At 40.2% G+C, this 13,535-nt stretch carries 12 protein-coding genes and 2 riboswitches; of the genes, 5 read left to right on the forward strand and 7 right to left on the reverse strand.

The window, feature by feature from the left end:
- Positions 1 to 56: 56 nt before the first annotated feature.
- Positions 57 to 2,840: a TPR end-of-group domain-containing protein gene (locus CYLST_RS32260; RefSeq protein WP_015207710.1), complete on the reverse strand. Its 2,784-nt coding sequence runs from the start codon at positions 2,838 to 2,840 to the stop codon at positions 57 to 59.
- A 209-nt stretch (positions 2,841 to 3,049) separates the two neighbouring features.
- Between CYLST_RS32260 and CYLST_RS10560 the strand changes: the two genes are divergently transcribed.
- The 3 genes from CYLST_RS10560 (at position 3,050) to CYLST_RS10570 (ending at position 4,131) form a co-directional block, all read left to right on the forward strand.
- Positions 3,050 to 3,340, forward strand: coding sequence for a BrnT family toxin (locus CYLST_RS10560; RefSeq protein WP_015207711.1), 291 nt, complete (start codon positions 3,050 to 3,052; stop codon positions 3,338 to 3,340).
- Positions 3,318 to 3,539, forward strand: coding sequence for a hypothetical protein (locus CYLST_RS10565; protein ID WP_015207712.1), 222 nt, complete (start codon positions 3,318 to 3,320; stop codon positions 3,537 to 3,539). Before CYLST_RS10560 ends, CYLST_RS10565 begins: the two co-directional genes overlap by 23 nt.
- A 115-nt stretch (positions 3,540 to 3,654) precedes the next feature.
- The gene (locus CYLST_RS10570; RefSeq protein WP_015207713.1) at positions 3,655 to 4,131 is read left to right on the forward strand and encodes a Uma2 family endonuclease; all 477 of its coding nucleotides are present in this window, start codon (positions 3,655 to 3,657) and stop codon (positions 4,129 to 4,131) included.
- Positions 4,132 to 4,320: 189 nt separating this feature from the next.
- Here the strand turns inward: CYLST_RS10570 and pip are convergent, their stop codons facing one another.
- On the reverse strand, positions 4,321 to 5,268 hold the full coding sequence (gene pip / locus CYLST_RS10575) for a prolyl aminopeptidase (RefSeq protein ID WP_015207714.1): 948 nt from the start codon (positions 5,266 to 5,268) through the stop codon (positions 4,321 to 4,323).
- A 309-nt stretch (positions 5,269 to 5,577) separates the two neighbouring features.
- Here pip and CYLST_RS10580 point away from each other — a divergent pair, with 309 nt between their 5' ends.
- On the forward strand, positions 5,578 to 6,462 hold the full coding sequence (locus tag CYLST_RS10580; protein WP_041233054.1) for an aspartoacylase: 885 nt from the start codon (positions 5,578 to 5,580) through the stop codon (positions 6,460 to 6,462).
- A gap of 184 nt (positions 6,463 to 6,646) precedes the next feature.
- On the opposite strand, the gene CYLST_RS10585 is transcribed toward CYLST_RS10580, so the two are convergent.
- The 5 genes from CYLST_RS10585 to ntrB form a co-directional block, all read right to left on the reverse strand.
- Positions 6,647 to 6,847, reverse strand: a complete 201-nt coding sequence (locus CYLST_RS10585; RefSeq protein ID WP_041233055.1) for a hypothetical protein — start codon at positions 6,845 to 6,847, stop codon at positions 6,647 to 6,649.
- 295 nt (positions 6,848 to 7,142) lie between these two features.
- Positions 7,143 to 7,787 carry a universal stress protein gene (locus CYLST_RS10590; RefSeq protein WP_015207717.1) on the reverse strand — a complete coding sequence of 215 codons (645 nt, stop codon included), beginning with the start codon at positions 7,785 to 7,787 and terminating at the stop codon, positions 7,143 to 7,145.
- Positions 7,788 to 7,953: 166 nt separating this feature from the next.
- A riboswitch (cyclic di-AMP (ydaO/yuaA leader) is annotated at positions 7,954 to 8,072 on the reverse strand.
- A gap of 30 nt (positions 8,073 to 8,102) precedes the next feature.
- The gene (locus tag CYLST_RS10595; RefSeq protein ID WP_015207718.1) at positions 8,103 to 8,939 is read right to left on the reverse strand and encodes an ABC transporter ATP-binding protein; all 837 of its coding nucleotides are present in this window, start codon (positions 8,937 to 8,939) and stop codon (positions 8,103 to 8,105) included.
- 52 nt (positions 8,940 to 8,991) lie between these two features.
- On the reverse strand, positions 8,992 to 10,434 hold the full coding sequence (locus CYLST_RS10600) for an ABC transporter substrate-binding protein (RefSeq protein WP_015207719.1): 1,443 nt from the start codon (positions 10,432 to 10,434) through the stop codon (positions 8,992 to 8,994).
- A gap of 286 nt (positions 10,435 to 10,720) precedes the next feature.
- A complete protein-coding gene (gene ntrB / locus CYLST_RS10605) occupies positions 10,721 to 11,572 on the reverse strand; it encodes a nitrate ABC transporter permease (RefSeq protein ID WP_015207720.1) in 852 nt (283 codons plus the stop codon).
- Between the two features lie 98 nt (positions 11,573 to 11,670).
- A riboswitch (cyclic di-AMP (ydaO/yuaA leader) is annotated at positions 11,671 to 11,868 on the reverse strand.
- A 430-nt stretch (positions 11,869 to 12,298) separates the two neighbouring features.
- Between ntrB and CYLST_RS10610 the strand changes: the two genes are divergently transcribed.
- On the forward strand, positions 12,299 to 13,486 hold the full coding sequence (locus CYLST_RS10610; RefSeq protein ID WP_015207721.1) for a sensor histidine kinase: 1,188 nt from the start codon (positions 12,299 to 12,301) through the stop codon (positions 13,484 to 13,486).
- The last annotated feature ends 49 nt before the right edge of the window (positions 13,487 to 13,535 follow it).

Below are 13,535 nucleotides of genomic sequence, written 5' to 3' on the forward strand. Positions count from 1 at the left end.
AACCGGAAATAGTTCATGCTGTGTTACGCTAACGCAGTAACACACCCTACAGCTATTCACCCTTGCAGCAATGCTTGAAACCGTGAATCATTGCGAATGCTATCAAAATCAGGGTTAGTTTTCGCTTCCCTCCGACATCGACGAGGATTGATATTAATTGCCTGTTGCAGATTTTTAAGGGCTAAATCAACATCACCTTGCAAGACATAACAGCAAGCTTTGCCATAATAACCACCTTCATCTTGCATTTCTAGTACTAGAGCTTTTTCGCAATTATCTAGAGCTTCTTGATAGCACCCCGCGCGAGCTAATATAATACCCTTGTTAGCCCATAAGACAGGCTTTTTTGGTTGGATTTTTAAAGCTTTTTCGAGGTTTGCCAGTGCTTCATCATAACGGCATAATAAACTCAGTGTTAAACCTTTACTGTTCAAAATATTAGGTTTATCTGGTTGAATCTTTAAGCCTTTATCAAAGCTAATTATCGCCTCTTCATAACGATGTAATGTATTCAGCGTATCGCCCCGATTACCCCAAACATCGGCAAAGTCGTTTTTAATAGCTAAGGCTTGGTCATAGCTAACTAGCGCTTCTTCATTTTGCTCTAATTTCTCTAGCGCTATACCTCTCTTATTCCAAGCTTCGGCGAAGTCATCTTTAATAGCCAAGACTTTGTCACAGCTAGCTAGTGCTTCTTCAGAACGCTCTAATTTTAGTAACGCCCCACTTCGATGATTCCAAGCTTCGGCAAAGTCATCTTTAATAGCCAAGGCTTTGTCAAAACTATTGAGTGCCTCTTCATTTCGCTCTAAGTTTAGCAGCGACACACCCCGGTTATCCCAAGCTTCGGCGAAGTCATCTTTAATAGCTAAGGCTTTGTCAAAACTATTGAGTGCCTCTTCATTTTGCTCTAATATCCCCAGCCTATAACCCACATTAAAAAATAGATTGCTGCTGAATTCAGGATAACTATCAGTTGCAATTTGTTCAGCTTTTGCTTTTGCCTGTTGCAGCAAATCTACTTGCTGACTTGAGCGACTGCGTAGAGTTTTGTACAAAATTCCTGCATATTTACCCAACCCCTCTAAGAAATCAACTTGACTAAGACAAGTTTTGACAGATGCCTCTATTTGTGACTTTAGAGAACTATCATTTTTAATTTCATAATTATTTGGATCTCGACTTAATAGCCTGCCAAACTTCAATGCTAGTTTTATATCTTCGAGAAATTTTCGTGTATCAGGGGGTAAGAGTTCGTTATTCTCAAATTCTCCTTCAGCAGCAACAGCAACATAGGCAACTACTACCACATCCATTTTCTTGAGGTAGACACCAGCAAATAAATGAGTGAGTAACAGCCGTTGAGCTTTAGTACGTTCAAATAAGGCATGATAAAGAGATTCAGCCGTATATTGACGCCATTGGGAATTCTCGTACTTTTCTGGTTCTGGATTCCCTGGGTGTACTTCTCCATCTGCCAGTTTCTCAAAGTACTTAGCTATCAAGCCATGATTATCACGAAATTTTTCTTGATTAGCTTTAAAATGAGAGCGCCGCAAAATATCTCTTACCACATCGTGCAGACGGAATTGGTTTTCTTCTACAACTAATTCTCTCTCAATTAACCATTCAAACCAGTTGATTTTTTCATCTTTATCAATGCCGTTAGCTGTCACTAATTTCTGAATTAATGCCTCATCAAACCAGCGACAATAAGCTGCTAGATGCATCACCTGTTTTTGGTTAGAAGTTAAACCTTCTAGTAATCTGTCAACAAGTTCTTTATTATCCCGCGAACAGTTAATATCTCTACCTTCTTCCTTCTGCTGTCTAATCAAATCTAGATGAAAAGGAAAACCATCGGTAGCTTGATATATTTGGCGAATTTGTTTAGTATCAGTAATACTAATCTTTTTTAAATATTCTTCTGTTTGCTTGTTATCAAATTTCTCTAACTGCCGCTCAAAGATTAAATCCCGCTCTCTGGATGCTTGCTTTCTTAAAGAATATCTACCAGCTACCACAATCCGAATCGGTTGGGATTGCAATCCACTTTGTTTGAGCAGATATTCAACTAGCCATGAATTTAAATCAGAAGCTGCTTTCTCATAATGATCTAGCACCAAAATAATCGGCTTTTTTGGTGAATTTGGTAGTCGTACTAATCGAGCATTTTGATTTTGAATTAATCCCTCTACAAATGCCTTAGTCAATTCTGGTATGGGTTCCAGCATCAGTTCTTGCAATTTTTTATTCTGCTTTGTGGCTGGATGTTTTAACAGCAGATTATCTTTAATTGCTCCAACTCCTGATACCGTTCCTTTTGTTGTTTCAGCAATAGCCGATACTCCCAAACTAATTGCACTCACAGGTTCAACTGGAGCTAGAAAAAATGCACCTAAACCATACACCGCTGCGGAACCTAAATCTTTTACAAGGTCGCGTTGGTCTTTCTCAACAGTTTTCTTACCCTCAATTGGTGTAGTCGTCAGTTCTTCTAATGTCCCCTGATACTGTTCACAAAGCCTGATAAAGGGGTCAGATTTAAATAAATCTTGTTTTAAAATCCCAGGTTGAGGTATTTGCTCATATAGCTTATTCATGACCTTCAGCGGGGTTTCATTACTCAGTGTCTTTCCAGTGAAGTCAAATTTGACAATATGAGCTTGGTGGCTATGTGTTTCTTCCAATGTATCCAGCAGGGTACTTTTGCCGATACCACCAATACCATAAACATGAAATAGCAGCGGGTGAGATTCTGGCTCTTTTAAGGCTTTAGCAAAGGTTGTCAGAAATTCCTCAGCAGGTTTGCGGGAAATGTAGTATTGCTGGCTCGTCATCTGGTATGATTACAAACGCTTTTATGTATCTATTGTAGTTTATACAACAAGCTTTAGTGGCTGAAATTTGCTTATCTGCTTGATTTTTAACAAAATTGGCTGTTTTTGATGATTGATAATACTTGTTTAACTAAATTGCGATCGCTCTCCTAGTGTGGGTTGTGGGATGCGATCGCCTATAATAAAGATATACATAGTAACTAACTTGTATGAGGTTAAAATTTGAATGGGACGATAATAAAGCACAAATCAATCTGGATAAACACGGTGTGAGTTTTGTTGAATCAAAAACCGTATTTGATGATGCGTTAGCTTTAATATTTGATGATCCGACTCATTCTTTTGGTGAACAAAGAGAAATTATTATTGGTTATTCTGCTCAAAACCGTTTACTTCTAGTTTGTTTCACCGAAAGAGATAATAATTTAATTCGGATTTTTAGTTCTCGTTTAACCACTAAAAAAGAACGACAAAATTATGAACAAAACACCCAACGTTGAACAAAATTCATTTGAATCGGATGATTTATTACCTGAATATAATTTCGACTATAGCAAAGCTCGTCCTAATCGTTTCGCACCAACGCCAGAAAACAGGATTACTGTCACCCTTGATCCTGATGTTGCTAGAGTGTTTCAAACTTCAGAAGCAGTGAATCGTGCTTTACGATGTTTACTATCCGCTATCCCTGAAGCATAAGGAGATTGCCTTTGGTATGCTACACAATCGCTTGTCTGTGGCTGTCAATGAGAGAGCGATTCAGTATTGATGGATGAGTTACAATTAGATCAATCACTCTAGGGAAATATTAACTATGAGGTGGGAAGAAGTTTGTGAACACAAAGAGTTACAAGATTTACCCTTTAAAATCGAATTAAATAAATGGGGTCAAATTGTAATGAGTCCCGTAAAAATTAAACATTCTTTTTATCAAGGAAGAATCCAACGTTTATTAGAATCTTTCTTGCATACAGGAGAAGTTATGCCAGAATGTGCTATCAACACATCAGATGGGGTTAAAGTTGCTGATGTTGTCTGGTGTTCAGCAGAAAGATTTGCACTAATTGAAGATGAAGTATCAGCGTCTATTGCACCAGAAATTTGTATAGAAGTTAAGTCTAGCGGTAATACTTGGGACGAAATGGAATTTAAAAAGAATTTATATTTAGAAGCTAAAGCTATAGAAATTTGGTTATGTAATGAACAAGGTGAAATGAAATTTTATAATGAACAAGGTGAATTAGATAAATCTTTGTTAGTCCCTGAGTTTCCACAGAAAATAGAACGGTAAATAATTAATTAGATTGTCCTGATCTGGTTGTGAATAATAGACATCTCCGAGAATTAAATATGCGTTATCTGGAACCCTTGTAGAGACGTTCCATGGAACGTCTCTACTCTACATTCTTTTTCGGAGATGTCCAATAAAAAGCGATCGCGAAATGCGATCGCCATTTATCTCTGCAACCAAATAGGCGACTTACAAAAGAGCAAACTTATCTGTATAATCAATCAAAGCGCTGCGTATCCCTGGTTCACTCATCGAGTGTCCAGCATCAGGAACAACAATAAATTCAGCCTCCGGCCAAGCTTGGTGTAATTCCCAAGCCGATATCATCGGACAAACCACATCATAGCGTCCCTGAACAATTACAGCCGGAATGTGACGGATGCGGGATACATTCAAAAGTAATTGATTTTCTGATTCTAAAAATCCCTTATTCATAAAATAATGGCATTCTATCCGCGCAAAAGCCGCAGCAAATTTATCATCACCAAACTTTTGCTTGAGTTCTGGATCTACAAAAAGCTTACTTGTACTCCCCTCCCAAATTGACCAAGCACGCGCTGCTTCTAGTTGAATTTGCAAATCTGGACTAGTCAAGCGTTTATAATAAGCTGAAATCATATCCTCCCGTTCATCAAGAGGAATTGGTTTAAGATATTCTTCCCAAGCATCAGGAAAAATATAGCTAGCACCCTCTTGATAAAACCAGCGCAATTCTTTTTGTCTCAACATAAAAATGCCACGCAGAATTAAACCTGTGCAGCGAGAGGGATGGGTTTGACTGTAGGCTAATGACAGCGTACTCCCCCAACTACCACCAAATAATACCCACTTTTCAATACCTAAATATTCCCGCAATTTTTCGATATCACCGACTAAATCCCAAGTGGTATTTTCTCGCAATTCAGCATGGGGTTTACTTTGGCCACAACCGCGTTGATCAAACATTATCAAACGCCATTTTTCTGGGTGGAAATATTGCCGATAAAAGGGTGGACATCCACCACCAGGTCCACCATGTAGTAAAACAATTGGCTGTCCTTGGGGATTACCTGATTCTTCAAAATGAATAGTGTGGAGGTCAGAAACCTGTAAATTACCTTCTCGGTAGGGTTCGATTAATGGGTAAAGTTCTCGCATTTTAGAGATGTCGCTAAACAAGATATAGCAACAATTTATTCACAGATTTTTTATTTTTGCAATACAAAACCGCTCTAGGGTATCCCTAAAGCGGCTTTGTCACCAGACGTTATCTCAGAGGGGGTACATCTATCTGATGCCCTGCTTTCTGTATAAATGGTTCAGTATATAGCCCTATTCAATAAAATTTTGGCTGTTCCGGCAAAATTTCGGCATAACAAAAAAACTAGCTTGCGAAAATCCCCTGAGAAAGTTAAGTTACTCTAAAAACAGATTCCTCAATGGTTGCATTCCAGAGTTAGTGCCATGATGAACAAGATTAATCGAGTGGCAATTGTTGGCGGAACTCATGGCAATGAGTTCACCGGAGCTTATCTAATTCAAAAGTTTGCCCAGTTTCCTAAGCTAATTACCAGACCTAGTTTCGAGACTGTAACCCTGCTAGCAAACCCTAAAGCTTTTGCCGCCGGGAGACGATACATAGATCAAGATTTAAACCGTTGTTTTCTCCAGCAAAAACTGCAAGATCCAACTCTAGGAAGTTACGAAGAATTGCGAGCTAAATCAATTCAAAATATGCTGTTATCAAATCGAGATAAACAGGTAGATTTTATTTTAGATTTACACAGCACTACAAGTAATATGGGGCTGACAATTATTCTGGTAAACAGCCATCCCTTCAACTTGAAACTAGCTGCTTATTTGAGCCATGTCAACCCGTTAGTTAAAATTTATCGCTGTTCTTTCTCATCAGTTGTAGAAAATCCCTTCCTTAATTCCTTGTGTGAATTGGGTTTTGCAATAGAGGTTGGCCCTATTGCCCAAGGCATTTTAAAAGCAGATTTGTTTCAACAAACAGAAGAACTGGTGCATCAAGTTCTAGACTATCTTGAGCGGTTCAACGAAGGCAAAATTTTATCAACGGGGGAAACACTGTCAGTCTATCACCACTTGTCGAGCATAGACTACCCAAAACAAGAGGATGGTTCCATTTTGGGGATGATTCATCCACAACTGCAAGACAGAGATTATGAACCATTGAGTCCAGGAGAGCCAATGTTTCTCACCTTTGAGGGTAAAACGCTTGTTTATGAGGGAAAATCAACAGTTTGGCCTATTTTTATCAATGAAGCAGCTTATTACGAAAAGCTAATTGCTATGTGTTTAACTCAGAAACAGCAAATCAATCTCTAGGAAGTTGAAAAGTATTCTGCCCTATATCTTCAGAATGATTTACGAACTTAATTTGACCCATCCTTTAGATGGAGGGAACAGATTTGTAAACAAGATTTATTTATATATAGACTAGTCAGCTATTCCAATGTCTTTGTTCAAAGCCTCCGGTGATTTCCCTTCTCCGGAGGTCATTCTTCACTTTTTAGCTCCCCTTTTCAGGGCGATTGAGGGTAAGGTCTATATTGAACTCAACTGCAAACTTCTCTTCTATAGAAATCAACGAGAAATTATTAGGTATGATTTCTCGTTCTTGGTAGACTGTTTGTTTGCCAAAAGTTAGATCAGAGTTAAATTCTTTACTATCACTAAATAATTTCCGCAGTTGTGTAGATAATGCACCCATGATCGAGATATCCACTTGTCGAGGGCAGGGCTGTTTCATTCGACAAGCGGGGAGGCTTTGTCAATATCATTAGTGATAAATTTCGGGAATAAAATTCGGGAAAAACCTCCATTTCAACCCAGAAAATTAAAAGCAACCGCTAAGATCAACCCTTGACATTATGAGCCTTTGAATAAAGGAAACAGCCCTGCTATCCAAGGAGGGTTGGGGAGAATCTGCTTTAGCTTTTCATCACTAACCGAAAAGTATTGGGTGGTGTATTAGATATTTGCACCAACGGTCTGTTGACTGAAATTTATTCATCAATACAATTGGGAATACCCAAGACAGCGCAGGGGAAATTAGCACCTAATGTCTCAATCATCGGATGAGTAACAGATTTACAGCCCATAAACAGGATATCGGCAGCTTCTGATTCAACAACTTTTTTAAGTTCTGTACTAATACAGCCAAACCGCAAATGAGACTGGAAACCACCCTGCCATTCTTCAGCTAGAGTTCGTGCTTGCCAGAGAATTCTATCAGCTTGTTTGATGGGAGTTAAAGATTCTCGTTGTAGATGCGTGGCAATTGCCGTTAGTTTTGGTTGAGTTAGAACCTGTGTGACCGACTTTGAGATATCGCTAACCGGACACTCTAATGGCAATTGATTTTTGTCAAAGCTGAAGATATCTAAATACTGATTGCTAGGATTTTCTTCTACTACATAAACGGCTTGAACTGTGACCTGAGCGTTGGTAGCTAAACGCGTTTGATGAGCAATCCAAAAAGCGATATCTAGGGCTGTGTGACTGTTGGGTGAAGCATCGTAGGCAACAATTAAGTTGACTGATTTTGCTTTCGAGGTTCTTTTAGAAAAAGGTTTTTTTGGCTCAGGCAGCAATACCATTTGTTCAATTAAGTCATCTCGACCTATGGCACTTTGCAAGCGCGCTAACATTGGCTTAATTTTCACAGCTTTAACTTCTCTCTATGAAATGAATAACGAACGAGAAGCAGGCCAACCAATTATAGATTTTGGATTAAACGAAATAAACCGTAATCTAAAATCTCAAATTGATTAAGGAAACCCCAATAAAAACTGATATTACAGCCACTATTTTGGGGGTTCCTTCCATTGCCGACGGAGTTAGCTGACGGGCTAAGACTGGAAGGTGTCTCTCATTAAGATTAGCCCCATATTTTGGTTCCTCCGCTTCAAATTTAGATTTGATAAATTTGAATTAGGCTACCCACTTAAAAATGATAATCCATTTTACTCATCTTGAGTAAAATATCGGTCAAGAAAATTCAAGGCGTGGTTGCGAAGGTCAAAATATTCTTTTGTGTTTCGCATGGCACTACGATCGCGTGGACGCTCAAAGGGAACTTCTAAAATTTCTCCTATGTTAGCAGCTGGCCCATTGGTCATCAAAACGATGCGGTCAGACATATAAATTGCTTCGTCTACATCGTGAGTAATCATCATCACAGCTTGGCGATGATTTTCCCAGATATCCAATACCTGCCGCTGCAATTTAGAGCGAGTTAGTGCATCCAGTGCCCCGAAAGGTTCATCCATCAATAACATTTTTGGACGAATTGCCAAGGCTCTAGCAATACCCACCCGTTGTTTCATACCTCCAGAAATTTCATCGGGATACTTATCGGCTGCCGCTGTTAAGTTTACCATTGCCAAGTGTTCATTTACAAGGCTAATTTTTTCGGCACGACTAGCCTTTTTTATCACTTCATCTACAGCTAACCGGATATTTTCTCGCACAGTTAACCAAGGTAGCAGCGAATAATTCTGAAATACCATCATCCTCTCTGCACCTGGCTTGCGGATTTCTTTTCCATCTAGCCTTACTGAGCCAGAAGTAGCTTTTTCAAAACCGCCAATAATCTTAAGTAGTGTTGATTTGCCACAGCCAGAGTGACCAATGACAGAAATATACTCATCTTCATTAATTGTAAGATTCACACCATTGAGAACGACAAAATCATCTTTGTCTGGTGTCGGATATGACTTGATCAAATCTTCAATTTCTAAAAATCCATTACGGGTCATAACTTCTTGATAAGTATCTTCTGGAAATGAGGTATATTTCATGATCAAATTCTCCGGAAAAATTTAGTTATTAGTCACTATTGGCACTTGATACTTAAGACATGAATAAGCGAGTGGGCGCGTTAGCCCTGATGGTAAAACTATTGAGATATCCCACTGGATCACTGGGGTCAAAGCCTTTGTTATCGATGAATACTTCTGGAGGTTCGACTTTATAATCATTCTTGGGACACTCAATTCCCATTTCAGCGGCTATTTCCCGATATAAATCTGTTCTCCAGCCTTTTTCAGCTACTTCATTGGCATTTTTGGGAACAGTCTTGATCTGTCCCCAGCGAGCTGCTTGAGTCATCAGCCAGATACTTCTGGATCTCCATAAAAATGTTGAGTGTTCTCCTGGCTCTTGGGCGACGTTGCTAGGTATATCAAAGAAAATTGTCGTGTCAGCAGCTTTGATAGTGCGGTCTTTGCCATCAAACCCACCATAGTTGTAATTACCAAGAATTCCGGGAGCGGTAAACTTGGTGATGGGGTCGCCTGGATTTTTGGGTTTTGCACCGGTAAAGGAGCGGCCTGTAATCAGTTCGGCTACTTCTTGGCGGTTTTCCGGTTTGCTGCAATACTGGCAAGCTTCAATCATCGCCTTGACTAGGGAACGATAGGTTTTGGGATAGTTGTCGATGAAAGATTCCATCACCGCTAGCAGTCGATCTGGGTGTCCTGCCCAGACTTCTTTTCCTTGGGCAAAGGTGAAACCAATACCTTCATTACCTGTAATTGCTCTGGTGTTCCAAGGTTCCGCCACCATGTAAGCCTGCATCGCGTCGATTCTCATGTTGGTGAGCATTTGCGGTGGGGAAACGATAATCACCCGAAATTCCTTCAGGGGATCGACACCAGCGGCGGCGGCTACGTAGCGGACAAAGTATTCGTAAATGGCAGAACTCAGCACTACTGCCCAGATTTTTCTTTCTGGGGGCTGCTTGTCAAAGTAGTTCCGGAAATCGCGCCCAAAGGCTTCCAGCGCTCCATCACCATACTTTTGTTGGTATTCGTACCAGGGGCGTATCCCAAAATTCCACATATCTTTGTTCATCGTCATGGCGTTACCGTGGCGGTGAATTACCATAGCTGCACAAAGGGGGGCACGGCGTGCGCCTTCAGCACCAACTCTGGCATTGGTGACGGCACCGGATACTACAGGTGCAGCATCCAGACGACCAAAAATCAGCCCGTCGCGGGAGGTAGCCCAACTGGCTTCCCGATTGAGTTGGACGTTTAAACCGTATTTGCGGAAAAAACCTTTTTTCCAGGCGATCGCAAATGGCGCACAATCATTAACAGGCACATAACCAACGCTAATGTTGGGTTTTTCTAAGTCTTGGGGTCTGACTACTGGTTCCACAGCTAAGGCTTGTTCAGTTAGTCCTTTAACAGATTTATCTCCTGATATTCCACAAGAGGATAGGGATATTCCCGCTGTTGTTGCTCCTATTGCCTGAATAAAGTCCCGTCGAGTCCAATTATTTTCACTCATGGTTATAGCTATCAATTATTTATAAATAGGCTCGCGCCCAATACGGTTCAGATAAGATACCCCACGGGTTGACCCCCTTTTAAAGGAGCTAATGGAATCAAATATTTCCCCTTTTCAATGAGGTAATGAAACAATTTAGCCCCCTGCTTTTAAAGGAGAGTCAGTTGAAGAGCGTATTTTCCTAAGGTAGCCGCTTACTCATGTGACCAAAGTTGTGCGGACTGCCGAGAGAGTTGTACGAGCTGGCGTGGGTTGGAAGAATCATCTTGGCATCAGACAAATTTTGTTATTTAGAAGTTTTCGGACGGTGGGTGACTAACTCTTCAATTTTCCCCACAGCAAAATCCAGAATTAACCCAGTTACGCCAATTACCAACACAGCGAGAAAGACTGAACTAAGATTTAAACGGCTCCATTCATCCCAGACAAAAAAGCCGATTCCAACACCGCCGGTGAGCATTTCTACGGCGACAATTACCAACCAAGCAATTCCTAAACTAATTCGCAAACCTGTAAAAATATATGGCAAACTCGCTGGCCAAATAATTTTAGTAATCCGCCGCCAACTGGGCATTTCTAACACCCGTGCCACATCTAAATAATCTTGAGAAACGCTAGAAACTCCCAAAGCAGTATTAATAATTGTCGGCCAAAGGGAGGTAATGAAGATGACAAAAATAGCTGAAGGGTCTGCTAAATTGAAAATGGCTAAAGATATCGGCAACCAAGCTAGGGGCGATACGGGTTTAAAAATCTGAATGATCGGATTGAAAGCTAGCATTGCTTGTCTAGACATACCAATGCAGAATCCCAGGGGAATAGCAACTACTGCACCCAACAGAAACCCCACTAATACCCGCCGCAAACTTGCTATTAATAACCAACCAATTCCCAAGTCTCCCGGGCCTCGTTCGTAAAACGGGTTTAAAATGTAGTCCAGATTAGCAATTAGAGCTTCTGGTGGAGTGGGCATTACATCGTGATTGGCAAGTGCTACCACCCACCACAACAAAATTATTCCCAAAAATCCTAAGACAGGAAATAAGAAGACATCCCGAAAAATCACAGGTTTTGCCTTTTTCCATGCAAATTGTCCAGCAACCGCCACGATTGCAGCTAAATTAAGTTGAAATACCATTTACAACCTCAACAGATCAAAGCGCGGGTACAAAAAAAACCGAACAGTACGGGCGTTGGACACTGATGAGATCGGAATATTAAAAAAATACCGTCTCTTCAGTCTCCCCTCAATGCTTACGAAGTTAGCTGACGGGCTAGGGCTGAGAGATGCCCCTCTCTTGAGAGTGGTGAGTCAAATATTTCCTAACTACTCAATTTTGACTCTTAACTTGCCACTTTCTAGGAGATACGCCCCACAATTGGGTTCCTCCGCTCCAGTGCTACGCAATGCACTGGATTAAGCTGACTAACTCTAAAGATGGATAATGACAAATCAATTATAACATTTATGTGCCGTAAAAGCATCTGGATGAATGATAATTTTTATTTACTTCAATCCAAAAATTTAGTAATTTTCGTCGGTTTTCGGTAATTAGTAAAGGCTATACATCCGGTTGTAGTGTGACTGAATCTCTTGTCATGGTACAGATACATATACTATAGAGAGAGAGCCAGCAAGCATGAAATGAAATTTTGCTGAGTATGATTTTTAACTATATAATCTGTATGCTATAAAAATATTTAATTCGTGGCTAGTCAATTCAGCAGGCTGATCTATAGATACAATCTATTTCGTTCTATTTCGTTCGGTGAAATGTCTATATAGTTTTGGAAGTAAAATCCTACTTACTAAACTAATTGCACATACAATCTGATTCAGACACTACTCAGCAAATGTAAGATAATGGATTTTAGTCAACTACTGGCTGAAAAAATTGATACTATTCTAGATAAATGGGTGGTAGCAGTTCGCAAAGATCGGCGAATTGAAAGCGCTGATGACCTATCCTACGGCGCGATTAAAGATCACATTCCCAATGTGTTGGAAGCGATGGTAACAGTACTTTCAAAAACTCAGGGTAATGATATTCAGTCGATAGTAACTGCCAGTTGGCAACATGGGGCTATTCGAGCTATACAAGGCTTTGATCCAGAAGAAATTGCTAGGGAATATCATCAGTTGCGAATAGTAATATTTGATGCAATAGAAGCGGATTTATTGCAGGGAACACCAACTGAGATCATTCGTGCTTTTAGATTGATTAATGTTGTGATCGATGAAGCGATCGCTAGGTGTTTTAATAGTTATGTTAAAGAACGTTTAAGAGAATTAGAGCATCTGCATTCCTCACTGACGCTGCACAATGAGGAACTAACTCGCTTAATTAACGCTAATCGAGAGCATCTTTCCCACCTAGCCCACGATTTGAAACATCCTCTATCTTCAATTATTGGTTACTCAGATTTGTTTTTACGGGAACAACGTAAAAAAATTGAGGGAAAAGAAACCTATGCCAATGTAGAACATATTGAGCGTGTACTACGCAATGGTAGACACTTACTCCGTCTGATCAATGATTTACTAGAAATATCACGGTTTGATACAGGGAAGATCAAACTCGAACTAGCACCCACAGATGTATGTGAATTAATAAATAATGTCTATCAAATGTTGGAGCCTTTAGCTGCTGGGAAAAGTTTACAAATTGTGGTGGATTCTGTCCAACCTCCCAAACCGTTTATCACAGATTCTTTTCAATTACAACAAGTTGTGACAAATCTTGTGAGTAATGCGATTCGCTATACAGAGTCGGGGACTATTAATATAGTATTTCAGGTGCTAGATAATGACAAATGCGCGATCGCAGTTTCCGACACCGGCATTGGTATTGCTCCAGAAGACCAAGAGCGGATTTTTGAACCCTACTATCGCGCTAAATCCTACCTTCCTGACAGCACTGGCTTGGGTTTAGCAATAGTTTCGCGATTGGTAAAACTCTTGCAAGGAGAAGTTAAACTGGTGTCTCAGGTGGGGGTTGGTTCTACTTTCACCGTGATTTTGCCTTTGCAATTGGAAATAAATGAAGGTTGATTTCGCGCAAAGGCGCAAAGACACGAAGAAGAACTTTACACCTTTGCGT

Source organism: Cylindrospermum stagnale PCC 7417 (assembly GCF_000317535.1).
GTDB lineage: Bacteria > Cyanobacteriota > Cyanobacteriia > Cyanobacteriales > Nostocaceae > Cylindrospermum > Cylindrospermum stagnale.